A 22193-nucleotide genomic window follows, 5' to 3' on the forward strand; every position below is an offset into this window, starting at 1 on the left:
CGTGAACCGCTCCCGCGACCCCGCTTCGCTCTTAGCTTCGTGCTCGGTCTGTCCGGGCTCGGTCAATCGTGGCGCGGTACGGCTGTGGCACGCGCCGGCGGTCGCGAGCGAAGCGGTGCTCGCCGCCACGACGCTGGTCTGGGGCGCGCTCGTGCTTGCCTACGGCGCGCATGCGCTGCGCGATCCGGCGCGCCTCGCCGATGAATCCGCGCCTCCGGTCGGCAGCGCGACGCATTCGTGGTGCGCGTGCGGCGTCGGCGCGGCCTCGGGAACGCACGCATGCGCTCGCATTGCCGATGTTCGCCGGCGCGAATCTTTTCATCGGTTACTTGTGCGTGTGCTCGCTCGCGTGCCTTGCGTTCGCGCGCACGACAGTTTCAACGTGAGGACGCCATGAAGATCGCAGAACCCAACAGCGGTTTCATCGACGCGCCGAAGAGGCGCGAACCCGGACATCGGCGGCGCATTGCGCTGTTCGATCTCGGCTTTCGGCCGTTCTATCTGTGCGGCGCAGCGTTCGGCGCGCTCGCGTTGTCGGTGTGGCTGCTCGTGCTCTCGGGCGTGCCGCTTTACGGCGGCTATCTGCTGCGCGTGGATCCGATCGGCTGGCACGCGCACGAAATGGTGTTCGGCTTCGCGGCGGCGATCATCGTCGGTTTTCTGCTGACGGCCGTGCGGGCATGGACGGGACGCGATACGGCCCAGGGCGCGACGCTCGCATCGCTCGCGCTCTTGTGGCTCGCCGGGCGCGTGCTCGTGTGGAGCGGCCCCGCGCTGCCCGCTGCGATCGTCGATAGCGCGTTCCTGCCCCTCGCCGCGCTCTTGTTGCTGCGCGTGCTCGTGAAGACGGGCAACCGGCGCAACTATTTTCTCGCCGTCGTACTGCTCGCGTTCGGCGCGCTGAACGCCGTGTTTCATGCCTTTGCGATCGACGTGCGCGCCGATCTCTCGATGCGCGCCGTGTATGCGTCCGCGGGCATCGTCGTATTGCTCGTCAGCGTGATCGGCGGACGTGTGATCCCGATGTTCACCGCCAACGCGATTCCCGGCTTCGTCGCGCGGCGCTGGCGCATCGTCGAGTCGACGGTCGCGCCGCTCACGCTCGCCGCGTTCTTAGCCGACGCCTTCGCGCTCGATGGCGCGATCGTCGCGCCGCTCGCGTTGCTGGCCTGCGGCATGCATCTCGCGCGGATGATCGGCTGGCGCTCGTACGCCGTGCGCGGACGGCCGATTCTCGCGATTCTGCATCTCGCCTATGCATGGCTGCCGCTCGGCTTCGCGCTGCTCGCGCTGGCCGCGTTCGGCTGGACGCGCGTGCCGCACAGCCTTGCGATGCACGCGTTCGCGGCCGGGGCGATCGGCGGCGCGATCATCGCGATGATCACGCGCACCGCGCGCGGGCATACGGGACGTCCGCTCGTCGCGGACAAGCGCGATGTCGCGTGCTATGCGCTCGTGACGGGAGCGGGCGCACTGCGCGTGCTTGGGCCGCTCGCCGCGCCCGCATGGCATTCGACGTGGATCTTTGCCGCAGGCATCTGCTGGGTGCTCGCATTCGCGCTGTATGTCGCGGCTTACGTGGTGCCGCTTTCCAAGCCGCGTGCGGACGGCAAGCCGGGCTGAGAGCGACATCTTTTGACATCGGGATATGCGGGTTCCGCGAGAATCGCATCCCGCATTCCGATTTCGATGTCACCATGAAGCCCCTTCGTTTTCTGTGCGCCGCAGCGGCGCTCGTCGCCGCGTCTCTCGCGCTTTCCGGCTGCGGACTCTTCGGTTGCAGCGCCTTCGCCACGAATGGCGGCGGCTTCGGCGGCTGCAGCGTCGGCACGCGCTTCTGATTCGCCTTCCCTCCACATGCGGGGCTCGCTTCGTCACTCTCCTGAATAATCGCGCGCTCCCTGCGCGAGCCGGGTTTGCCCGACCGCCCTTCGCGCCGACACTACGTTCATTGGGCAACCGTCGGCGAGATACGAAGCCGACATCGACCGGAGGCAGCATGAACGCTCACGTAAGTCTGGTTCTTCTCGCTCTCGTTTCGCCGGCGTGCGCGCTGGCATTCCGGGCGTTGGTTGCCAGCACCGACACACGTGCGCCCCGCCTGGCGTATTGGGCCGCGCTTCGCGGCGTGTCGAATCCGCGGCGTCACCTGCTTTCGTTTCGCGCGTCGCCGTAGTACGCGACGGCGCTGAACGCCCATCCTGCCGCCGCAGGATCGCTCGAATCACGGGGATAAGAGAGCGAGGAGACCACCTGCCGGCGACACGACGAAACGCGCATCCGCAACGCGGCGTCAAGCGCCGCGCCATCAGTCGCAAAATCGCGGAGAGCGCGAGCTCGATAACTAGAAACGGGCGACACGCCGGGTCGCCCGCCCAGCCGATTACGGCGTACGCATCATTCCTTCACGGTCGTGTAGGACATGTCCAGCGACGCCGCGCGCGCATGCTTCTGCGTATGCGCATTACGCATCGGTTTAAGCACGAAGAGCGCGAGCAGCGCCGATATCGCCGCCATGCCCGACGCGAGCATGAACACCGCGTGCCAGCTTCCGGTCATCGTCGTGATGACGCTCGAGAACGGGACGAGCAACGCCGCCGTGCCCTTCGCCGTATAGAGCAGACCCGCGTTGGTCGCCGCGAACTTCGGGCCGAAGGTGTCGCCGCACGTCGCCGGGAAGAGGCTGTAGATCTCGCCCCACGCGAAGAACACGATCCCGGTCAGCACGACGAACGCCACCGGATTGTGCCCGTACTTCGACAGCGCGACGATGCCCACCGCTTCGATCGCGAACGCGACGAACATCGTGTTTTCCCGCCCGATGCGATCCGATACCCAACCGAAGAACGGTCGCGTCAAGCCGTTGAGCACGCGGTCGATGGTGAGCGCGAAGGTCAATGCGGGCAGCGTCAGACCGAGTATCGACACGGGTGAATCGTGCAGCCCGAAGTCCTTCGCGATCGGGCCGAGTTGCGCCGTCGCCATCAGCCCGCCCGCGGCCATCATCACGAACATCAGGTACATGACCCAGAAGATCGGCGATGCCAGCACCTGTTTCGGGCTCGCGTTGTAGACGGCCGCCTTGACCGCGCTTTTCACAGACGCGATCATTTGCGCGGGCGGCGCATAGAGCGCCATGCCGAGCAGGAACACCACCAGGCCCTGCCCGAGACCGAACCAGAGGAACGTCGCTTCATAGCCGCTCGACTTGATCATGTGCGCGATCGGCACGACGGTCGCAGCCGAGCCCATGCCGAAGCCCGCCGCCGTGATGCCCGCCGCCAGTCCGCGCCGCGCCGGGAACCACTTGAGCGCATTGCCGACGCACGTGCCGTACACCGCACCCGCGCCCACGCCGCCGACAGCCGCAGCGAAGTACAGCAGCGGCAACGACGACGCCACCGAGTTGATCGCCCACGCGATCGCGCACAGGAGACCGCCGCCGACCACGACGGGGCGCGGCCCGTACTTGTCGACGAGATAGCCTTCCACCGGCACGAGCCATGTCTCCGTCACGACGAAAATCGTGAACGCCACCTGAATGGCCGCCCGGCCCCAGTGATACTTCTCGTCGATCGGATTGACGAAAAGCGTCCAGCCATACTGCATGTTCGCGATCATTGCCATGCAAATCACGCCGAAAACCAACTGCACCCACGGCGACGCCAGACGCGACGCCTTGTCGTCGCGGTCCATCTGGTTCATTCCCATTGCCTGTCTCCTTGGCAAATTGCCTTGTGTATGCGGACGCCGAACGACGCCTCCCGCGACGCATTTTCGTGCTGCGTCGCATATACACAGTATGTGATATATCAAGTAAGTCAAGCGAAAGAAATGACGGGGTTTTCACTTAGGAAATCCCGTCTCGTAAGCGCATGAAAGCTGTAACGCGCCGCACTCGGCAGACAAAAAAAAGCCCGGCAGAGACAGGCCTGCCGGGCGATGTGCGTGGCGAGACATGGCAATCCGCAACACGCACTCTCTTTATAAATGAAAGTTAAACGTAATGTAAAGCGTTATTTTTGTAGGGTTTACGTTCTCGCGCGCTTGAGAGCTTTAGAAGACGTTCACGGGCACGTTGACCATCAGGCGGTACACATCGCTGGTTCCGTCCGGGTAGTAGGCGCCATTGCTGTGATGATGCATGTAGTAGAACTTGACCGACGTGTTCTTCAGCTTGCCGTCCGGAATCGTGTAGCTCGGGATCACGCCAATTTCGTAGTGCGTACCGTGGAGCGGCTGCCCGTTGACGAGATAGTTGGCCGCCTGCGCCGTGCCGCTATTGGCCATCGCACTGCCATCGGCGTCCCAGCCATACGCGCCCCACATCGTGAACTTGAGGCCAGGTACGCCGTACTCCTTCATGTTGAGCGTGTACGAGAGGCTCAGGGACTTTTCATGCGGCTGGTTGTAGTCCACATCGAGCGAATTCGACAGATAATCGCCCGCCGACTGGCCCATGTAGTCGAAGGTCTGATCGCTCACGATCTGCTGGAACGCGAGCTGCACCGTATGCGCGCCGTGCGTGCCGGCAAGCGCCAGAGAGTAGGCGTTGTTGTTGATCGAACCTTGCCGCTTGTCGCCGATCGCGCCCGTGTAGTAGTAGTTCAACGAGCCGGTCCAGCGGATGCTCTTCGGATCGCCGATGCTCTGCGTCGCCGTCAGGTAGTACTGCTGCCACACGTCGTTCGCGACGCTGCCGTACAGCGAGACCGACGTATCGTCGCCGTGCGTCCAGTCGCCGCCGAAGTACGTGAATCGCGAGACGTGCGTGCCGCCGTATTCCGTCGTCAGACCGGTGACGGTCGTCATGCCGCGCGCGAGCACGCCGTCCACGGTTCCGGCCTTCAGCGTGAGGTTCTTGATCTCGTCGCTGGCGAGCGAGAAGCCGCGGTACGTCGGCGGCAACGCGCGGTTGTCGTGCGGCACGAGGAACGGGTTGTCGAAGAGTTGCTGACCGTACTTGAGCACGGTGTTCGACACGCGCGCCTTGACGTCCCACACGCCCGGATAGGCCCATGCAAGCTGATTGGATCCGCCGCCGTCCGTGCCGACGTGCACGCGATTACCCGCCCCGTTGCCGCCGTTGAGCTTGAACGCGCCGAACAGCGACACGTCGCCGCCCAGCCCGATCAGCCCTTTCGTATAGCCCGATTCGAATACGGCCTGCGCGCCGAGCACCCATGCGTCCCGCTTGCCCGCGCCCTTGAAGTCGTCGTGCTCGGTGAAGGAGCGCGCCAGAATATTCAGATGCGAATCCTCGATGAAGCCCTTCGACTTCGCCTGACTGCTCACCGGCGCATCGGCCTCGGTGTTGGGCGGCGAATCCGGCGGCGCTTCGGTGTGACGCGAGACCGGCTGAGTCTCGGTTTCATCGGCGTGCGCGGCGACTGTCGCGGCCATGAAACCGCTGAACAACAAAATCGATAGCGCGAGTGAACGTTTTTGTTTTGTCACGAAAAAGATCTCCACTTATTTTGATTCAACTGCTGACGGCTTGATCGAAACGAAGGATTGCGAAACACCTCGCCCGGCGACGCTAGAAGCGTCGAGGCGTACAGGCGGATGAGCAAACGGAGCAAAGGACGGGCGACGCGTGGACTTTATTTATTGCGGGTGTGTCTTCCTCGAATATCGTTGATTTTCTGATTGGCGCGGATTGGCGTAAATCGCGATTCAGGCAAACAGGCACGCCGCCGATGAATCGTCCCCGAGCGTGCGCAGCGCCGGCACTTCACGCGAGCAGCGCCCCTGCGCCATCGGGCAGCGCGTATGGAACACGCAGCCGGAAGGCGGATCGATCGGACTGGGAATGTCGCCCGACAGAATCTGCACGGTCTTGGCGCGCTCGACCGACGGATCGGGCACCGGCACCGCCGACAACAGCGCGCGCGTGTACGGATGGCGCGGCGTGTCATAGAGCGCGTGCTTCTCCGCGAGCTCCATCACGCGGCCGAGATACATCACCATCACGCGATCGGAAATGTGATGCACCACGGCGAGATCGTGCGCAATGAAGATGAGCGCGAGCTTCATCTCCTTTTGCAGCGACTTGAGCAGATTCACGATCTGCGCCTGAATCGACACATCGAGCGCCGACACCGGTTCGTCGCAGATGACGAGCTTCGGCTCGACGATCAGCGCGCGCGCAATGCCGATGCGCTGGCACTGCCCGCCGGAGAACTCGTGCGGATAGCGGTTGATCATCTGCTCGCGCAGGCCGACCTTCGCCATCATCGCGCGCACGCGTTCGTCGATGTCCCGCTTCGAAATGCCGGGCCGATGCTCGACGAGCGGCTCGGCGATGATCTGTCCGATCGTCATGCGCGGATCGAGCGACGCGAGCGGGTCCTGAAAGATCATCTGCACGTCGCCGCGCACGCGATGCCATTCGCGTGCCGATGCGCCCGAGAGCGTTGCGCCCATCCATACGATGTCGCCGGCCGTAGCGGGAATGAGGTTGAGGATCGCGCGCGACAAGGTGGACTTGCCACAGCCCGATTCGCCGACGACGCCGAGTGTCTCGCCCGCCTTCAGATCGAAGCTCACGCCGTCGACGGCCTTCAGCGTGCGGCGCGGCGCCCACGGAAGGCGGTTCTTCGACTTCACCCGAAAATGCACGCGCATGTCGCGCACGGAGAGAATCGTCGCGTCAGACATGGCTCGTTTCCTTCGTGACTTGATGAACCGGACGATGACAGGCCCGAAGCCAACCCGGTCCGGCGGCCTTCAGCGTGGGCGCATCGACGGCGCATTCGCCGCTGGCATCGGCGCAGCGTTCGTGGAACGGACAGCCCGCCGGCGGATGCGCCATGTTCGGCGGATTGCCCGGAATGCCGGTCAGTTCGCCGCCGTCGTGATCCAGCCGCGGCAGCGCGCGCAACAAGCCGATGGTGTACGGATGCGAAGGTTTCGCGAACAGCGTAGTCGCATCGCACTGCTCCATCACGCGGCCGCCGTACATGACCATCACCTTTTCGCACAGCCCGGCGACGACGCCGAGATCGTGCGTGATCAACACGATCGACGTGCCGAAATCGCGTTGCAGGTTGCGCAGCAATTGCAGGATCTGCGCCTGCACGGTGACGTCGAGCGCGGTGGTGGGCTCGTCGGCGAACAGCACTTCGGGTTCGCACAGCAAGGCCATCGCGATCATCACGCGCTGGCGCATGCCGCCCGAAAGCTCATGCGGATACTGCCCGATGCGATGCGCCGCCTCCGGAATGCGCACGGCTTCGAGCATCGAAATCGCGCGCTTCTTCGCTTCACGGCGCGTGACGTTCTTGTGCAGTTCCAGCACTTCGGTCATCTGCCGCTCGATCGTCAGATACGGATTGAGCGAGCTCATCGGATCCTGGAAGATCATCGAGAGACGATTGCCACGAATGCGGTTCATCGCGCGATCCGGCATGCCGATGAGATTCTCGCCGCGATACATCGCACGTCCGCGCGCGCGCCCGTTCGATGCGATGAGGCCCAGCATGGCGAGCACGCTCTGGCTCTTGCCCGAGCCCGATTCGCCGACGATGCCGAGCGTTTCGCCCTCTTCCAGCGTGAAGTTCACGCCGTTCACGGCGCGCACGGTGGCATCGTGCGTCTTGAACTCGACCTGCAGATCATTGACTTCGAGTAGCGGCATGGCTCACCTGTCCTTCGGATCGAGCGCGTCGCGCAGCCCGTCGCCGACAAAATTGATGCAGTAAAGCGTGATCGACAACAACGCCGCCGGAAACAGCAAGATCCACGGCGACGATTCCATCACGCCGACGCCGTCCTGGATCAGCACGCCCCAGCTCGTCATCGGCTCCTGCACGCCGAGTCCGAGGAACGACAGCACCGATTCCGTGAGGATGACGGCGGGCACGGTGACGGTCGTGTAGATCGCGACGATGCCGAGCAGATTCGGCACCACATGCCGCGCGATGATGCGCCGCGTCGGCACGCCGATCGCGCGCGCCGCCTCGACATACTCCTTCGAGCGGATGGAGAGCGTCTGGCCGCGCACGACGCGCGCCATGTCCATCCACGAAAAGATCGTGATGGTGATGACGACGAGATAGAACTCGCGGCCCAGCAGCGTCACCATCAGGATCGCGATGAGGAGATACGGGATGGCGTACATCATGTCGACGATGCGCATCATCGCGTTGTCGACGCGGCCGCCGACGAAGCCGGCGATCGCGCCCCACACGATGCCGAGCGCGACCGAGGTGAGCGTGGCGAGCGCGCCGATCATCAGCGAGACGCGGCCGCCGATCAGGCAGCGCACGAGCAGATCGCGGCCGGTGTCGTCGGTGCCGAAGAGGTGCCAGTTCGCGAGCATAGGCGGTGCGCTCGTCGCGTTCCAGTCGGTGGAGTCGAATTCGTTCGGCAGGAGCCACGGCCCGACGATGCACGCGAGCGTGATCAGAACGAGCAGGATCAGGCTCACGACGGCGGCCTTGTTGCGCAGGAAACGCGCCCGCGCGTCCTGCCACGGGCTGCGGCCCGCGACCGCCTTTTCGAGCATGGGTGCAAGAGAAGCAGATTTCATCGCGCGCCCTTCAATAACGGATCTTCGGATCGAGCCACGCATACGCGAGATCGACCAGCAGGTTGAGCACCACCGCCACGACCGTGACGAGCACGACGAGGCCGAGCACGAGCGTGTAATCGCGATTGGCCGCGCCGTTCACGATCAGCTTGCCGATGCCCGGCAGCGAGAACACCGATTCCGTGACGACCGCCGCCGTGATCGACGAAATGGCGAGCGGCCCGATCACCGATACGACCGGAATCAGCGTCGGCTTCAACGCATGACGCAGCACGACGGTGCGCATCGGCAGGCCTTTCGCGCGGGCAGTGCGGATGTAGTTCGTGTTCAGCACTTCGATCAGACTCGCGCGCGTCACGCGGCCGACCGTCGCGACGTTGATCATCACGAGCAGCGCGACCGGCAGCGCCATGTAGCGCAGCTGGAAGTCGTTCCAGCCGCCCGCGGGCAGCCACTTGAGCAGGATCGCGAAGACGAGGATCAGCACCGGGCCGAGCACGAACGACGGGAACGTATTGCCCGCATTGCTCACGAGCATGAGCGCGTAGTCCGCGATGCTGTTGCGATAGAGCGCCGCCACGACGCCCAGCGCGACGCCGAGCACGATGGCGAGCAGCATCGACACGCCGCCGATCGTGAGCGACACCGGCAGCGCCCGCAGCACGAGGTCGTTCACGCTCCAGTCGGCATAGCGGAACGACGCGCCGAGATCGCCGTGCAGGAGACCGTCGAGATAGTACAGATACTGCTTCCACAGCGGTTCGCCGAGGTGATACTTCGCCTGCAGATTCGCAAGCACTTCGGCGGACACCTTGCGCTCGCCGTCGAACGGTCCGCCCGGCGTCGCATGCAACAGCAGATAGCAGATCGTCACGACGATCAGAAGCGTCGGCAGCGTGAGCAGCACGCGCCGCAACGTGTAGGACCACATGAGCGTTCCCCTTCGCCTATGGCAGTGAATTCAACGTGGGTCAGTGCTTGACGATGTAGAGATCCTTGCTGCCGTAGTGATCCATCGGGTTCTTGAGCGAATAGCCGCCGACATAACTCTTCACGAGACGCGGCAAGCCGTATTGCAAGAGCGGCAGCATCGGGTAGTTGTCCATCACGATCTTCGCCGCCTGGGTCTGCAACTGCGTGCGCTTCGCGAGATCCGTGGTTCCGGCCGCTTCCTTGACGAGCGCGTCGGCCTTCGGATTGCAGTTGAAGTTGTCGTTCTGCTCCGACTTGCATTGCACGAGCGTGAGAAAGGTCGTCGCGTCGTTGTAGTCGGCCACCCAGCCGTTGCGCGCGATCTGATAGTCGCCTTCATGGCGCTTCTTCAGCAGCACCTTGAACTCCATCGACTCGATGTCCATCGTGAGGCCGAGCTTCGTCTTCCATTCCGACGCGACGAAGATCGCCATCTTCTTGTTGTAGTCGCTCGTGTTCATCGCGAAACGCAGCTTCGTGCCCGGCTTCACGCCCGCCTGTTCCAGCAGCTTCTTGGCTTCCTCGACGCGCTTCGCCATCGGCCACGTCGACCATTCGTAGTTCGATACGTCCGCGCCGCCCACGCCCTTCGGCAGCAGCCCGTACAGCGGCGTCTGGCCGTCGGCGGTCACGCGCTGCGCGAGCAGATCGCGGTCGATGACCATAGAAAGCGCCTTGCGCACGCGCACGTCCTTCAGCAGCGGATCGCGATTATTGAAGCTGTAATAGCGCGTGCCGAGAATCAGCGAGTTGCGGATGTCCTTCGGGAACTGCTGGCTGTACTTCGTGTACGTTCCCGTGGGCAACTGATACGTCATGTCGTTCTCGCCCGACTGGAACAGCTTGACGTCCGTGTTCTCGTCCTCGACCGGCAGATAGGTGACCTGCGTCAATTGAACGTTCGTCTTGTCCCAGTAGTTCGCGTTCTTCGTCAGCACGATTTTGCTGTTGACCTGCCAGTCCTTGAGCTGAAACGGACCGTTGCTGACGAGATTGCCCGGCTTCGTCCAGTCCTTGCCGAATTTTTCGACGGTCGCGCGATGCACCGGTCCGAAGTTCGGATTCGACATCAGTTCGGGCAGGAACGGCACGAGTCCGTCGGTCTTGACTTCGATCGTGTTCGCGTCGATGGCGCGCACGCCGAGCGCGCTCGCCGGCTTCTTGCCCGCGACGATGTCCGCGCCGTTTTGCACGAACGGACCGAACACGCTCGCATACGACGACGCCGTTTTCGGATCGACGAAGCGCTGGCAGCCGTAGACGAAATCGTTTGCGGTGACGAGATCGCCATTGGACCAGCGGGCGTTCTTGCGCAAGTGGAAGATCCAGGTCGTCGAGTCCTTCTGTTCCCACTTTTCCGCGACGCCCGGCACCACCTTTCCGTCCGGATCCGTCGCGGTCAGGCTCTCGAACAGGTCGCGCGACACGTTCGCCGCGACCACGGTTTCGACGAGCGCGGGATCGAGCGTCTCGACTTCGGAGCCGTTGTTGCGCACGAGTTCCTGCTTCGCGGCCAGCGCGACGCCGGACGGCACGATGGCGGCCGTCGCATCGATTGCGGAAAGTGCGGAGAGAGCGAGCAGCGCCGCCGCGGCGGCGAGCTTCGTGCGTTGAACCGATACGTGGGGAACAGCAAAAAACGTCATGGGGAATCCTCTTTTTGTCTCGGTTATCGGTTATTGCCTTTCGTTTTACTTGCGGCGATTCGCAGTCCTTGATGTATCGGATTGTTTATCGCAAGCACGCTAAACAAACCGACATCGAACTTAGCAAATCTAACGAAAAGCTTTCTTGTTACGCTCGCGCCGCTGCGGTCATTGCATGGAGACACGCATCTGGCGAACAATTCTTACGCGGACGCTTTCATTCGCGCTTCAGGCTGGCGGCGAGTATTTCGCATCAATAAGGCGGATGCCACTCACATGTGCTTATAGTCACTAAATTTTTCGAATAGTCGTTCAATTTGTCGGATCGACGCACTCTGCGGCTATGCCATCACGAACGGGGTTAAGGCAGCAAGTGTTTGTTTCCTATAAGATTGCGTCGCCGTATAACTGCCGCTTCAATGCCGTCCGAAAGATGATCCGTTTTCGCCAGATCGAGGCTTTTCGCAGCCTCATCATGACCGGCACCAGTGTCGGTGCAGCAAAAAAACTCCATGTGACGCAACCCGCGATCAGCCGACTGATCGCCGATCTCGAAGCCGATCTCGGTTTCAGCCTGTTTTCGCGGGTCGGCGGCCGTCTGAATCCGACGACCGCCGGCCTGCGCTTCTACAAGTCCGTCGAAGAAAACTTTCTCGGGCTGGAGCGTCTGAAGCAGGTCGCGGCCATGATTCGCGAGGAAGCGTCCGATGGCCTCACGGTCGCGTGCATGCCCGTGCTCGCGACGACGCTCCTGCCGCCCGTGCTCGCCGATTTCACCGAGCGGCACCCCGGCGTGCCGATCAAGGTCGACTCGGTGAAGGTGCCGGAAGTGCTCGTGAACCTGCAAAATCACAAGGCCGATATCGCGCTGAGCCTCGCATTTCCGGCGGTCGCGGGCATCGAGGTGGAGACGCTGCTCAAGGCGCGCGCGTCCTGCGCGATGCCCGCCACGCACAAGCTCGCGAAAAAGAAGACCGTGCGGCCGTCCGACTTGCGCGGCGAGAAGCTGATCGGCTGGCTGCCGAATTCGCGCCAGCCTTACGAGGCGGAGCAATCGCTCATTTCATCGACCGAGGACCGGCCGCGTTATACGGTCTTCACCGACACGGCCCACACCCGCTATGCGATGGTCGCGGGCGGGCTTGGTATTTCGATCGTCGAGCCTTTCGCGGCGAAGGTCTGGCGCGCGCACGGTGTCGTCGTGCGGCCGTTCGAGACCGACATCGAGTACGAATATGTGCTGTCGTATCCGAGCAGCGGCATCCGCTCGGATCTCGTCGCGTCGTTCAGGAATTCGGTGAAGCGCGTCGTCGAGACTTATTCGTTCGATGCGCCGCAGGAAGTCGCCTTAGCGGATGCGCAGAACGGGGACTGACGCGCCCCGCGCAGTTCAGCCGCCGAACAGTTTTCTCGCGCGCTCGCGCATCTCTTCGGCGGAAACATCCTCGATGTGAGTCGCGATCCACCACACATGCCCGAACGGATCGCGCAGCTTGCCGCCGCGATCGCCGTAGAACTGGTCTTCGACCGGGCGCAGGACCGTCGCGCCTTCGTCGGCGGCGCTTTGCGCGACCGCATCGACGTCAGTCACGTAGAGATGCAGCATCACGGGCGTGCCGCCGACCGAAAGCGGCCCGACCGCGCCGTAATCGGGAAACTCGTCGCACAGGTAAACGACGTTGCCGCCGATCGACAACTCCGCGTGACCGATGCGTCCGTCCGGCTGCTCGATCCTGAACGTTTCGGTCGCGCCGAACACTTTCTTGTAGAAGTCGATGGCGCTGGCACAGCCAGCCACCGCCATGTACGGAATCACGCCACGACGGTCATGCGGAATCGGATCGACTTGCGAGGTCATGTCAGTCTCCTAAGGTAGCGGGCACCCGCCCGCGTCTCTTTCGACACGCATGCCTGGCCGATGGTGCCCGGCCTTGATCCAGCCGCGCGTCTCGGGCATCCTGTCGGCCACTTCGGCGCTCTCGCCGCGGACGCGCATTCGCGCTTCGCTTCATACTCTCGCTTGTCGCAGTCGCTTCACACCTCATCCACACGGAGCACTCATGCACGATCTGAAAGGCAAATCGATCCTCATCACCGGCGCGAGCACCGGCATCGGCGCGGCGGCGGCAAGGGCTTTCGCGCAATACGGCGCGAATGTCGCGGTGCACTACAACAGTTCGAAGGACAAGGCCGAGGAAGTCGCGAAGGACGTGCGCGCGCTCGGCGTCTCGGCGATCACGGTCGCCGCGGACGTGCGCGACTCGAAGGCGATCGACGCCGCCGTCGCAGAGGTCGTCGAGGGTTTCGGCAAGATCGACGTGCTCGTCAACAACGCGGGCAGCCTCGTGAAGCGCGAGCCGATCGCATCGGCGAGCGACGAACTCTTCGACGAGATCATGCATATCAACGCGCGCTCGGTGGTCGCGTTCACGCGCGCGGCGCTGCCGTCGCTGCGCTCGGGCGGCGGCGGCTCGATCATCAACGTGACGTCGGTGGCGGCGCGCAACGGCGGCGGCCCGGGCGCGCTGCTCTATGCGGCGTCGAAAGGCTTCGTCAGCACGATCACGAAGGGCATGGCGAAGGAACTCATGGCCGACCGCATCCGCGTGAACGCCGTGGCGCCCGGCGTGATCCAGACGCCGTTCCAGGAACGCTTCACGACGCCCGAGCAGCTCGAATCGTTCCGCAAGTCGATTCCGATGGGCTTCATCGGCGAACCCGACGATTGCAGCGGCGCGTTCCTCTATCTCGCGTCCGAGGCAATGTCGCGCTATGTGACGGGGCAGATCATCGACGTGAACGGCGGCCAACTGATGCCGTGATCGTTGCAGCGCGGCGCTCGTAGTATATAAAGCGTCTGATCTTTCGTCGCACGTAACAAAGGAGAGTACCGGAGATGCTTTTGAAAAAAGAACCGCGCATCCGCTCGCTCGCGCTTAGCGCCATCGTCGCGTCGGCGCTCATGACGGCGGGCTTCGTCGAGACCGCGCCGGCCTACGCGAAAACCTCTGACAGCCAGCCGGCCGTTCTGAGCGCGTCGGCGGTGGCCGTCGCGGACAAATACGCCGCCGATACTGCCGAGCAGATCTTCAAGCAAGGCGGCAATGCCGTCGACGCGGCCGTCGCGATCGCGTTCACGCTCGCCGTGACGTATCCGGAGGCGGGCAACATCGGCGGCGGCGGCTTCATGACGCTCTACGTCGATCATCGTCCGTACTTTCTCGACTATCGCGAACGCGCGCCGCTGTCCGCCACGCGCAACATGTACCTCGACGACAAGGGCGAAGTCATCAAGGGCATGAGTCTCTACGGGCATCGCGCGGTCGGCGTGCCCGGCACGGTAGACGGCATGTGGGAAGCGCAAAAGCGCTTCGGCAAGCTGAAGTGGAAGCAGGTGCTCGCGCCCGCCATCAAGTACGCGCAGGACGGCTTCGAAGTCGACGATCAACTCATCAAGCGCCGCGACGACGCCTCGAAGGACTTCGCCGGCAAGACCAACTTCGATCTCTACTTCGGCGGCATGAAGGCGGGCCAGGTGTTCAAGCAGCCCGATCTCGCGAAGACGCTGCAGCGCATCTCCGACAAAGGCGCCAAAGGCTTCTACCAAGGCGAAACCGCCGATCTGATCGCCAGGTCGATGGAAGGCCACGGTCTCATCACCACGCGCGACCTGAAGGACTACAAGGCCGTGTGGCGTCAGCCGATCACCGCGAGCTGGAACGGCTATCGCGTGATCACCGCACCGCCGCCGAGCTCGGGCGGCGTCGGCCTCGTACAGTTGCTGAAGATGAAGGCCGACATCAAGGACAAGTTCCAGGACGTGCCGCTCGATTCCGCGCAGTACATCCACCTCGTGTCCGAAATCGAGAAGCGCGTCTTCGCGGACCGCGCGCAATATCTCGGCGATCCCGATTTCTACAAGGTGCCGGTCGCGCAGCTCATCAATGACGACTACATCCTGAAGCGCGCGCAGGAAGTGAATCCCGATACGCCTTCGGACACGAAGAGCGTGCAGCCGGGACTCGGCACGTCGATGCCCGAGAAAGCGGAGACGACGCACTTCTCCGTGGTCGACAAGTGGGGCAATGCGGTATCGAACACGTACACGATCAACGGCTACTTCGGCTCGGGCGTGATCGCGGAAGGCACGGGCGTCGTACTCAACGACGAAATGGATGACTTCGCATCGAAGCCGGGCGTGCCGAACATGTTCGGCGTCGTCGGCAGCGATGCGAACTCGATCGCGCCGAAGAAGCGCCCGCTCTCGTCGATGACGCCGACCATCCTCACGAAGGACGACAAGGTCGCGATGGTGATCGGCACGCCGGGCGGATCGCGGATCTTCACGTCGATCTTTCAGGTCATCACCAACGTGTACGACTTCAACATGCCGCTCGCCGAAGCCGTGGGCGCGACGCGCTTTCATCATCAGTTGCTGCCGCCGAACACGATCTTCCAGGAGCCGTTCCATCAACTCGATCCGGACGTGATCAAGCAGCTCGAGGAGAAGGGCTACAAGTTCACGATGCAGGGCTTCAATGGCGACATTCAGGCGATCCGCATCGACGGCGACAAGCCAGAGCCCATGTCCGACCCGCGCGGACGCGGTGTGTCGCGCGTCATCCAGTAATGCGCCGCACCACGGCGAGCACGTAAAATAGCGGCCCGGAACGGACTAGCGTTTGCCCTAGTCCGGCTCCTTGCCGGTCTTGCCGAAGCCCCGCCCCATGCGGGATTCCCGGCATATAAGCCCCTCGGCATGACCGGCATGTTTTCCATGGGATTGGACCGCGCGTTCTGTTCCCCTAGTCTCTGTCCTGACCGAGTGAAGCCTCAAACGCATGTCACTCGGCATCATCCAGAACTACATACGAGACGACCCTGACGATGGCCCCGCAGTGCCCGCGCACAACGAGCGCGGCGCACGGTTGCCATTTCAGCGTGCTGATAAAGGAGCAGCTCATGATGGAATCCCCCGCCCAGCAGCTTGGCGACATCGATATCAATTCCACGGAACGAGACGAAAGCGACAAGGCCGCGAGCGGCGGATTTCTCGATCGCTACTTCGGCATTTCGCAAACCGGCAGCACGGAAAAGCGCGAGATCGTCGCGGGCGTGACGACCTTCCTCGCGATGGTCTATTCCGTGTTCGTCGTGCCGGGCATGCTCGGCAAGGCGGGCTTCGACACGAGCGCGGTGTTCGTCGCCGTGTGTCTGACCACGGCGTTCGGCTCGCTCTTGATGGGCGTCTGGGCGCGCTTGCCGATCGCGATCGGCTGCGCGATTTCGCTGACTGCGTTCACGGCCTTCGGCCTCGTGCTCGGCAAGGGCCTGACGCCAGCCATCGCGCTCGGCGCGGTGTTCCTCATGGGTGTCGTGTTCACGGCGATCTCCGTCACCGGCGTGCGTTCCTGGATCCTGCGCAATCTGCCGACGGGCGTCGCGCACGGCACGGGCATCGGCATCGGCCTGTTTCTGCTGCTGATCGCGTCGAACGATGTCGGCCTGATCGTCAAGAATCCCGCGCCGGGCATGCCGGTTTCGCTCGGGCATATCACGGCGTTCCCGGTGCTGATGTCGGTCGCCGGGCTCGCCGCGATCTTCGGTCTGGAGCGCCGGCGCGTGCCGGGCGGAATCCTGTTCGTCGTGGTGGGTCTGTCCGCGATCGGCCTGATGTTCGATCCGTCCGTGCGCTTTCACGGCATCTTCGCGCTGCCGTCGCTGTCGGCACCGGGCCATGCGTCGCTGATCGGCGCAATGGACATCAAGGGCGCGCTGTCGATGGCCGTGTTGCCGAGCGTGCTGGCGCTCGTGATGACCGCCGTGTTCGACGCGACCGGCACGATCCGCGCCGTGGCCGGACAGGCGGGCCAGATCGACAAGAACGGCCGCATCGTCAACGGCGGCCGCGCGCTGACCGCGGATTCGCTGAGCTCGATTTTCTCCGCGTGCTTCGGCGGCGCGCCGGCTGCGGCGTATATCGAATCGTCGGTGGGCGTCGCGGCGGGCGCGAAGACGGGCCTCGCGGCCACGGTCGTCGGCGTGTTGTTCCTCGTGGTGATGTTCCTCTCGCCGCTCGCCGCGCTCGTGCCTGCCTACGCGACGGCGCCCGCGCTGATGTACGTCGGCCTGCTGATGCTCGGCAATGTCAGCAAGCTGCATTTCGACGATACCGTCGACACGATGTCGGGCCTCGTCTGCGCGGTATACATCGTGCTGTCGGCGAATATCGTGACGGGCATCATGCTGGGCTTCACCACGCTCGTGATCGGGCGCATCGTCGCGGGTGAATGGCGCAAGCTGAATGTCGGCACGGTGGCGATTGCGGTTGTGCTCGCGGTGTTCTATCTCGGCGGTTGGGCGATCTGAACGCTGGCTGCATCGTTTGAAACGCAAACGGCGCGCTGTCCGAAAGGACAGCGCGCCGTTTCTGCTTTGAAGCCCGCGGGCCCGTCAGCCAGCGACGCGCGTGCTGGCCATCTTGCGAATGCTGCGATCGACACGGAACATGATCAGCGAAAGCACCAGCGTAATGAACAGGGCTGTCGCACCGGCGACTACGCTGAGCGACTGAAGCGCCGAAATACGCTTTTCGGAAGCCTCTTCCTCCGCCGCGGTCTTTTTCAACGCGATGGCGGCGTGTTGCGTCTCCCACTCGGAAGTGAACTGCGTGATGGCCGAACTGACCACCGAGAAGAATTGGTCTTGCGAGCCGTTGACTTTCTTGCCCACGTCGGCCCGTGACAGCACATCGTCCAGATACTTCGTTTCCGCTTTCCCGAAGTTTGCGCCGCGATCGGGATTGTCCATCCATGAACCGACGAGTCCTTGCAGGTCGCTCTTCTCCAAGGCGAATCCGGTCCCCACGAGACGCTTTCCATGCTTGAGCAGGACGGTATGCACGCCGTCGACGAGCGCGGCTCTTTCCTTTTCCGCCGGGTCTGTCGGCGCGGCGTCGGTTTCATGCTGGTCGGCGGCTGGCTCAGCGTTTTCCAGATGGAACGCCGACGCGCTGACTGAGATATCCGAAGGTACGGCCACCGCCTTCGCTTTGTAATTCATCGCGGCCGGCACGCCAGCCACGACCGCGACGATCAACGCCAGTGTCGCGAGCACCAGAAAAATGATTCTGACCAGTTGCAAATAGCCGTTCTCCAGCTTGCTTATGAAGTACATCGTGTGCGCCCTCTTATTCGAGATTTTTTGTCATGCCGACCACGTGGCGCGGCGGCATGGAGTCGAGACCGTCCGCTCGCGCGAACCGGTACGATTATCTCTGAGAGGAATCCTCACGATCCAGGCTTTCTGTAAATTTTCGAATTACCTGCGCGCTGGCGACACGGGCCGCCAGCACGCGTTGCTCGGGCGCTTCTACTTGTCGACGAGCGCCACTTGCCCCGTCTCCAGCAACGACTTGAGATTCGACAGAATCTTCGGCCACCCGCCCGACACGGCCTCGATGAACGGTTTGCTGTCGCTCACGTGCGTAATGGTGAGTTTGACCGCATCGCCCTGCTGCTCCAGTTCGTAAGCGCAGCGGGAATATCCTGCGTCCTTCAGATCCTCGCGAAACTCGTTGCGCCATTTGAGCACGAGGCGTTTGCCCGGCTCGGCTTCGAGCACTTCGCCCGCGTCCGCGACGCGCCCGTCCGGAAACAGCATCTTCCACGACGAGCCCGCCGTCCAGTCGGACTCCTGATGCATGCCGAACCAATAACTTTTAATAAATTCCGGCGTCGTCAACGCTTCCCATAGCTTCTCGGGCGTCGTGCGAATGTACGTGACATAGACAAACGTGTCGCTACTCATGATCGTCTCCTTCAAGCGTGCGTTTCAAGTCGGACAAAGCGTCCAGGCGCGGACGCTCGAACTTGCCGATCCAGCGTTGCGCGATCCCGTGGATCGGCACCGGATTGAGGAAATGACGTTTCTCGCGGCCGTGACGCTGCGTCGACACGAGATTCGCGGCCTCGAGTATCGCCAGATGTTTCGACACGGCCTGACGCGTCATGCGAAGGCCGTCGCATAGTTCGCCGAGCGTCTGCCCGTTCGCTTCACGAAGCCGGTCGAGCAGTTGCCTGCGGCTCGCATCCGCGAGCGCGCGAAAAACCGAATCGTCATCCATGAGCGCATTATGCAACCATATGGTTGCATGTCAAGCGGCTTCGTTCGATAAAGCAGCGGCCCGAATGCAACAACGCCCCGGAAGCCTTGCGCTTCCGGGGCGTTGTTCGATGCCCTGACCGGGATGCTGTCGAGCGCGGCTTACTTGCGGCGATACGATTCGACGAGAATCTCGCAGTTTTGCAGATGCAGTTGCAGCGCACGATTCCACTCGCGACGCACCGCAGCCTTCGACGCGCGCAGCCAGGAACCGAACGAAACGAGCAGGGATTGTTGAGCAGTGGTTTTCATGAGCGGCTCTCAGGGTAAGTAGCTAGGGAATAACCCTAAGTATACGCCGTTTACGCTGCATTGCAACAAATTTTCAAATTTGAAACAGGGTATTCCCTACCTAGCCGGTCACGCTTGCTGCGGCGCGTCCGGTGCCAACTGCACGCCTTTCTTGAAAATGAAGCAGCCGTAGCCGCGCGTCTCGCCGGTCGCGATCACGCAGTACGCCTTCTTCGCACGCTCGTAGAATGCGAAACGCTCGACCGATGCGAACGGCACGGCGCGGCCTTCGGCCGCCTCGATCTCGCGCTGGGCCTCGCGTTGCACGGCGGGCAGCGCGGCCGCGTCGCCGACGACTTCCATGCGCTCGGCGGGGTGATCGACGAACGTATCGAGCGGCAGCACCGACAACACCGCCTGCACCGCGCGCGGCGCGCCGACGCCGTCGAGCCGCAGCACGCGGCCGAGCACAGTCTGACGCGCGACGGAAACGGCGGGAAAGTTGGCGTCGCAGATCACGACTTCGTCGCCATGGCCCATCGCGCAGAGTGCGTGCAGGATGTCGGCGTTGAGCAGCGGATCGATGTTCTTCAGCATGTTTTCTTGTTCTCCATGATGTAACGCGAGATTCATGGTACTGCCGCGGCGCCGCTAGGGCACGAGCAAGTCGCCCTGCCGCGCCGCGTCTTCGCCCGCGATGCGCACGACCAGCATTCCCGCCGTCGCGAATCGCGTCCAGTGCCGCGCGTACAGCACGCCGTCCGTCTGCGCCACGAGCGGCACGAGCCGGTCATCGAGCGGATCGAGCACGTCGGCGATGACTTCGCCCGCACGCACCGTCTCGCCGATCTCCCGCCGATGCAGAATCACGCCCGACACCGGCGCGTGCACGTATTCGCATCCGGCGAGCGGCGTCGCGGGATGGCGCAGCGGCGGCGGTTCCGGCGCCTCGCCCGCGATCATGCCGATAAGCGTCAGATAGTCGACGATCGCCTGAGCATCGCGCGCAGCCATGTCGTGCGACACGTCGCGCACGCCGCGCAGTTCGAGCGTGACGGAGCGCGCGGCCAGCGGAATCGGATAGCGATCCTCGAACGCGCCGCGCAGATAGCGCCACGCCGAGGTGCACGCCTCGTCGAACGGCTCGCCGCCCGACACGTCCGAGAGCAATTGCGCGTCGCTGCCGAGATAGCGCGCGAGCGGCTCCATCGCGGGCCAGGCGCCGGGCGTCGTGTAAAGATGCGCGACGGCTTCCCAATCGCAATGAAGGTCGACGACGAGATCGGCATCGCATGCGAGCTTCATCAGTTCGAGCCGTTGCGACTCCAGTTCGGTCGCGGGCCGGCGCGCGGCGAGCGTATCGGAAAGCGCCGCGCGGATGAGGCGCGCGTTGTGCGCTTCGTCATCGCCGAGACGGTCTTTCAGTTGCAGCGCCAGTTCGGGACCGATCTCGGGAAAGCGCCGGTTGAAGTCCTGCCCGGAGCGCATCTCGAAGCGGCCCATCTGCGTGCCGAACCAGTGCTGATTCAGGCCCGCCGGATTCGCGACCGGCACGAGCACGACGCGCGCGGCGAGACGCCCCGCCGCTTCCAATTCGGCGAAGTGCCGTTTCAGATGCCATGCGACGACCATGCCGGGCAATTCGTCCGCATGCAGCGAGGCCTGGATGTACACCTTGGGCGAATTGCCGTCCCGCGGACCGAACCGATAGCTCGTGATCGCGCGCCCGGTGCCGAGCGACGCGCCGACGAGCGGATGGTGATGAACCTGCATCTTCGAAATCTCTCGTCGAAAAGAAAAGGCACCGCGAGCGATGCCTTTCCGGTCGGATGCGCCGAACGGCGATTACTGGATCGAGATATCGGTCTCGAAGTACTTCGCCATGATGCGCTTGAACGTGCCGTTCTTCTTGATTTCGACGAACGCGTTGTTCAGGCCGTTCTTCAGATCGGCGTCGCCTTTGCGCAGGCCGATGGCCGTGCCCGGACCGATGATCGCCTTGTCTTCCACGATCGGGCCGACGAGCGCGAACGGCTTGCCCTGCGGCTTCTTCAGAAAGCCGATGGCGGCTTGCGCGGCGTCGGTGAACATCGCGTCGACGCGGCCCGCGACGAGGTCCGCCTCGACCTGTTCCTCATCGGCGTAAGGCACGACCGTGACGCCCTGCGGCTCCCACTTCACCTTCGCGTAACGCTCCTGCACCGTGCCCTGCTCCACGCCGACGCGCTTGCCCTTGAGCGACTGAGGCGTCGGCAGGATGCCCGAGCCCGCACGCGCGACGAGTTGCGCGTGGGTGTCGTAGAGCGGTTCGGTGAAATCGATCTGCTTCAGGCGCTCTTCGGTGATGCCCATGTCGGACAGCACGGCGTCGAACTTGCGGGCCTTCAGGCCCGGAATCATGCCGTCGAAATTGTTTTCGACCCACACGCACTTGACCTTCATCTGCGCGCAAAGCGCATTGCCGAGGTCGATGTCGAAACCGGCGAGCTTGCCGTCGGCCTGCTTGGATTCGAACGGCGGATAGGACGGATCGACGGCGAAGCGGATTTGCGCGATCTCCTTGGCGTGCGCGGAGAACGAAACGGCGGCGAGTGCGGCCAGCACGGCCAATGATGCGGACTTCTTGAATGACATGCTTTTCCTTCGGG

22 protein-coding genes are annotated in these 22193 nt (G+C 63.4%); 7 read left to right on the forward strand and 15 right to left on the reverse strand.

Annotated features, from left to right (window positions below):
• Position 1 precedes the first annotated feature (1 nt).
• From NCS28_RS18590 to NCS28_RS18600, 3 genes are all read left to right on the forward strand, one after another.
• Positions 2-397 (forward strand): hypothetical protein, encoded by a 396-nt coding sequence (locus tag NCS28_RS18590; protein WP_250515230.1) that lies wholly within the window; start codon positions 2-4, stop codon positions 395-397.
• On the forward strand, positions 394-1623 hold the full coding sequence (locus NCS28_RS18595) for an NnrS family protein (RefSeq protein ID WP_250515231.1): 1230 nt from the start codon (positions 394-396) through the stop codon (positions 1621-1623). The genes NCS28_RS18590 and NCS28_RS18595 overlap by 4 nt, the downstream gene beginning before the upstream one ends.
• Positions 1624-1697: 74 nt before the next feature.
• A complete protein-coding gene (locus NCS28_RS18600) occupies positions 1698-1841 on the forward strand; it encodes a hypothetical protein (protein WP_250515232.1) in 144 nt (47 codons plus the stop codon).
• Positions 1842-2397: 556 nt separating this feature from the next.
• Here the strand turns inward: NCS28_RS18600 and oxlT are convergent.
• From oxlT to NCS28_RS18635, 7 genes are all read right to left on the reverse strand, one after another.
• Positions 2398-3711: an oxalate/formate MFS antiporter gene (gene oxlT / locus NCS28_RS18605; RefSeq protein WP_250515233.1), complete on the reverse strand. Its 1314-nt coding sequence runs from the start codon at positions 3709-3711 to the stop codon at positions 2398-2400.
• A 345-nt stretch (positions 3712-4056) separates the two neighbouring features.
• Positions 4057-5457 carry an OprD family outer membrane porin gene (locus NCS28_RS18610; protein ID WP_250515234.1) on the reverse strand — a complete coding sequence of 467 codons (1401 nt, stop codon included), beginning with the start codon at positions 5455-5457 and terminating at the stop codon, positions 4057-4059.
• Between the two features lie 219 nt (positions 5458-5676).
• Positions 5677-6660, reverse strand: a complete 984-nt coding sequence (oppF, locus tag NCS28_RS18615) for a murein tripeptide/oligopeptide ABC transporter ATP binding protein OppF (protein WP_250515235.1) — start codon at positions 6658-6660, stop codon at positions 5677-5679.
• Entirely contained in the window at positions 6653-7639 is a 987-nt protein-coding gene (locus NCS28_RS18620; RefSeq protein WP_250515236.1) for an ABC transporter ATP-binding protein, read from the reverse strand. The genes oppF and NCS28_RS18620 overlap by 8 nt, the downstream gene beginning before the upstream one ends.
• 3 nt (positions 7640-7642) lie before the next feature.
• Positions 7643-8533 (reverse strand): ABC transporter permease subunit, encoded by an 891-nt coding sequence (locus tag NCS28_RS18625; protein WP_502801210.1) that lies wholly within the window; start codon positions 8531-8533, stop codon positions 7643-7645.
• Between the two features lie 10 nt (positions 8534-8543).
• Positions 8544-9464, reverse strand: a complete 921-nt coding sequence (oppB, locus tag NCS28_RS18630) for an oligopeptide ABC transporter permease OppB (RefSeq protein ID WP_250515237.1) — start codon at positions 9462-9464, stop codon at positions 8544-8546.
• Between the two features lie 40 nt (positions 9465-9504).
• Positions 9505-11151 (reverse strand): peptide ABC transporter substrate-binding protein, encoded by a 1647-nt coding sequence (locus NCS28_RS18635; RefSeq protein WP_250515238.1) that lies wholly within the window; start codon positions 11149-11151, stop codon positions 9505-9507.
• Positions 11152-11584: 433 nt separating this feature from the next.
• Between NCS28_RS18635 and NCS28_RS18640 the strand changes: the two genes are divergently transcribed.
• A complete protein-coding gene (locus NCS28_RS18640; protein ID WP_250515239.1) occupies positions 11585-12526 on the forward strand; it encodes a LysR substrate-binding domain-containing protein in 942 nt (313 codons plus the stop codon).
• 15 nt (positions 12527-12541) lie between these two features.
• Here the strand turns inward: NCS28_RS18640 and NCS28_RS18645 are convergent, their stop codons facing one another.
• Positions 12542-13009, reverse strand: coding sequence for a VOC family protein (locus tag NCS28_RS18645; protein WP_250515240.1), 468 nt, complete (start codon positions 13007-13009; stop codon positions 12542-12544).
• A gap of 202 nt (positions 13010-13211) precedes the next feature.
• On the opposite strand from NCS28_RS18645, the gene NCS28_RS18650 reads away from it, so the two are divergent.
• The 3 genes from NCS28_RS18650 (at position 13212) to NCS28_RS18660 (ending at position 17520) form a co-directional block, all read left to right on the forward strand.
• Entirely contained in the window at positions 13212-13973 is a 762-nt protein-coding gene (locus tag NCS28_RS18650) for an SDR family NAD(P)-dependent oxidoreductase (protein WP_250515241.1), read from the forward strand.
• Positions 13974-14113: 140 nt separating this feature from the next.
• Positions 14114-15781: a gamma-glutamyltransferase gene (gene ggt / locus NCS28_RS18655; RefSeq protein ID WP_502801220.1), complete on the forward strand. Its 1668-nt coding sequence runs from the start codon at positions 14114-14116 to the stop codon at positions 15779-15781.
• A gap of 332 nt (positions 15782-16113) precedes the next feature.
• Positions 16114-17520 (forward strand): NCS2 family permease, encoded by a 1407-nt coding sequence (locus tag NCS28_RS18660; protein WP_250515243.1) that lies wholly within the window; start codon positions 16114-16116, stop codon positions 17518-17520.
• Positions 17521-17604: 84 nt separating this feature from the next.
• Here NCS28_RS18660 and NCS28_RS18665 read toward each other — a convergent pair whose 3' ends face one another.
• From NCS28_RS18665 to NCS28_RS18695, 7 genes are all read right to left on the reverse strand, one after another.
• Positions 17605-18249, reverse strand: a complete 645-nt coding sequence (locus tag NCS28_RS18665; RefSeq protein ID WP_250515244.1) for a hypothetical protein — start codon at positions 18247-18249, stop codon at positions 17605-17607.
• A gap of 273 nt (positions 18250-18522) precedes the next feature.
• Positions 18523-18960: an SRPBCC family protein gene (locus NCS28_RS18670; RefSeq protein ID WP_250515245.1), complete on the reverse strand. Its 438-nt coding sequence runs from the start codon at positions 18958-18960 to the stop codon at positions 18523-18525.
• Positions 18953-19276, reverse strand: coding sequence for an ArsR/SmtB family transcription factor (locus NCS28_RS18675; protein WP_250515246.1), 324 nt, complete (start codon positions 19274-19276; stop codon positions 18953-18955). Before NCS28_RS18675 ends, NCS28_RS18670 begins: the two co-directional genes overlap by 8 nt.
• Positions 19277-19416: 140 nt before the next feature.
• On the reverse strand, positions 19417-19566 hold the full coding sequence (locus NCS28_RS18680) for a hypothetical protein (protein ID WP_160147434.1): 150 nt from the start codon (positions 19564-19566) through the stop codon (positions 19417-19419).
• Between the two features lie 108 nt (positions 19567-19674).
• Positions 19675-20142 (reverse strand): RbsD/FucU family protein, encoded by a 468-nt coding sequence (locus NCS28_RS18685; RefSeq protein WP_250515247.1) that lies wholly within the window; start codon positions 20140-20142, stop codon positions 19675-19677.
• Positions 20143-20196: 54 nt separating this feature from the next.
• The gene (locus NCS28_RS18690; protein ID WP_250515248.1) at positions 20197-21318 is read right to left on the reverse strand and encodes a succinylglutamate desuccinylase/aspartoacylase family protein; all 1122 of its coding nucleotides are present in this window, start codon (positions 21316-21318) and stop codon (positions 20197-20199) included.
• A gap of 72 nt (positions 21319-21390) precedes the next feature.
• Entirely contained in the window at positions 21391-22179 is a 789-nt protein-coding gene (locus NCS28_RS18695; RefSeq protein WP_250515249.1) for an ABC transporter substrate-binding protein, read from the reverse strand.
• Positions 22180-22193: the final 14 nt, after the last annotated feature.

The organism is Caballeronia sp. INDeC2, assembly GCF_023631325.1.
GTDB lineage: Bacteria > Pseudomonadota > Gammaproteobacteria > Burkholderiales > Burkholderiaceae > Caballeronia.

Coding starts and splice junctions, on each gene's coding strand:
- NCS28_RS18595 (WP_250515231.1), top strand. CDS start 394: ATGAAGATCGCAGAACCCAACAGCGGTTTCATCGACGCGCCGAAGAGG.
- NCS28_RS18600 (WP_250515232.1), top strand. CDS start 1,698: ATGAAGCCCCTTCGTTTTCTGTGCGCCGCAGCGGCGCTCGTCGCCGCG.
- oxlT (WP_250515233.1), bottom strand. CDS start 3,711: ATGGGAATGAACCAGATGGACCGCGACGACAAGGCGTCGCGTCTGGCG.
- oppF (WP_250515235.1), bottom strand. CDS start 6,660: ATGTCTGACGCGACGATTCTCTCCGTGCGCGACATGCGCGTGCATTTT.
- NCS28_RS18620 (WP_250515236.1), bottom strand. CDS start 7,639: ATGCCGCTACTCGAAGTCAATGATCTGCAGGTCGAGTTCAAGACGCAC.
- NCS28_RS18625 (WP_502801210.1), bottom strand. CDS start 8,533: ATGAAATCTGCTTCTCTTGCACCCATGCTCGAAAAGGCGGTCGCGGGC.
- oppB (WP_250515237.1), bottom strand. CDS start 9,464: ATGTGGTCCTACACGTTGCGGCGCGTGCTGCTCACGCTGCCGACGCTT.
- NCS28_RS18635 (WP_250515238.1), bottom strand. CDS start 11,151: ATGACGTTTTTTGCTGTTCCCCACGTATCGGTTCAACGCACGAAGCTC.
- NCS28_RS18640 (WP_250515239.1), top strand. CDS start 11,585: ATGATCCGTTTTCGCCAGATCGAGGCTTTTCGCAGCCTCATCATGACC.
- NCS28_RS18645 (WP_250515240.1), bottom strand. CDS start 13,009: ATGACCTCGCAAGTCGATCCGATTCCGCATGACCGTCGTGGCGTGATT.
- NCS28_RS18650 (WP_250515241.1), top strand. CDS start 13,212: ATGCACGATCTGAAAGGCAAATCGATCCTCATCACCGGCGCGAGCACC.
- ggt (WP_502801220.1), top strand. CDS start 14,114: ATGACGGCGGGCTTCGTCGAGACCGCGCCGGCCTACGCGAAAACCTCT.
- NCS28_RS18660 (WP_250515243.1), top strand. CDS start 16,114: ATGATGGAATCCCCCGCCCAGCAGCTTGGCGACATCGATATCAATTCC.
- NCS28_RS18670 (WP_250515245.1), bottom strand. CDS start 18,960: ATGAGTAGCGACACGTTTGTCTATGTCACGTACATTCGCACGACGCCC.
- NCS28_RS18675 (WP_250515246.1), bottom strand. CDS start 19,276: ATGGATGACGATTCGGTTTTTCGCGCGCTCGCGGATGCGAGCCGCAGG.
- NCS28_RS18680 (WP_160147434.1), bottom strand. CDS start 19,566: ATGAAAACCACTGCTCAACAATCCCTGCTCGTTTCGTTCGGTTCCTGG.
- NCS28_RS18685 (WP_250515247.1), bottom strand. CDS start 20,142: ATGCTGAAGAACATCGATCCGCTGCTCAACGCCGACATCCTGCACGCA.
- NCS28_RS18690 (WP_250515248.1), bottom strand. CDS start 21,318: ATGCAGGTTCATCACCATCCGCTCGTCGGCGCGTCGCTCGGCACCGGG.
- NCS28_RS18695 (WP_250515249.1), bottom strand. CDS start 22,179: ATGTCATTCAAGAAGTCCGCATCATTGGCCGTGCTGGCCGCACTCGCC.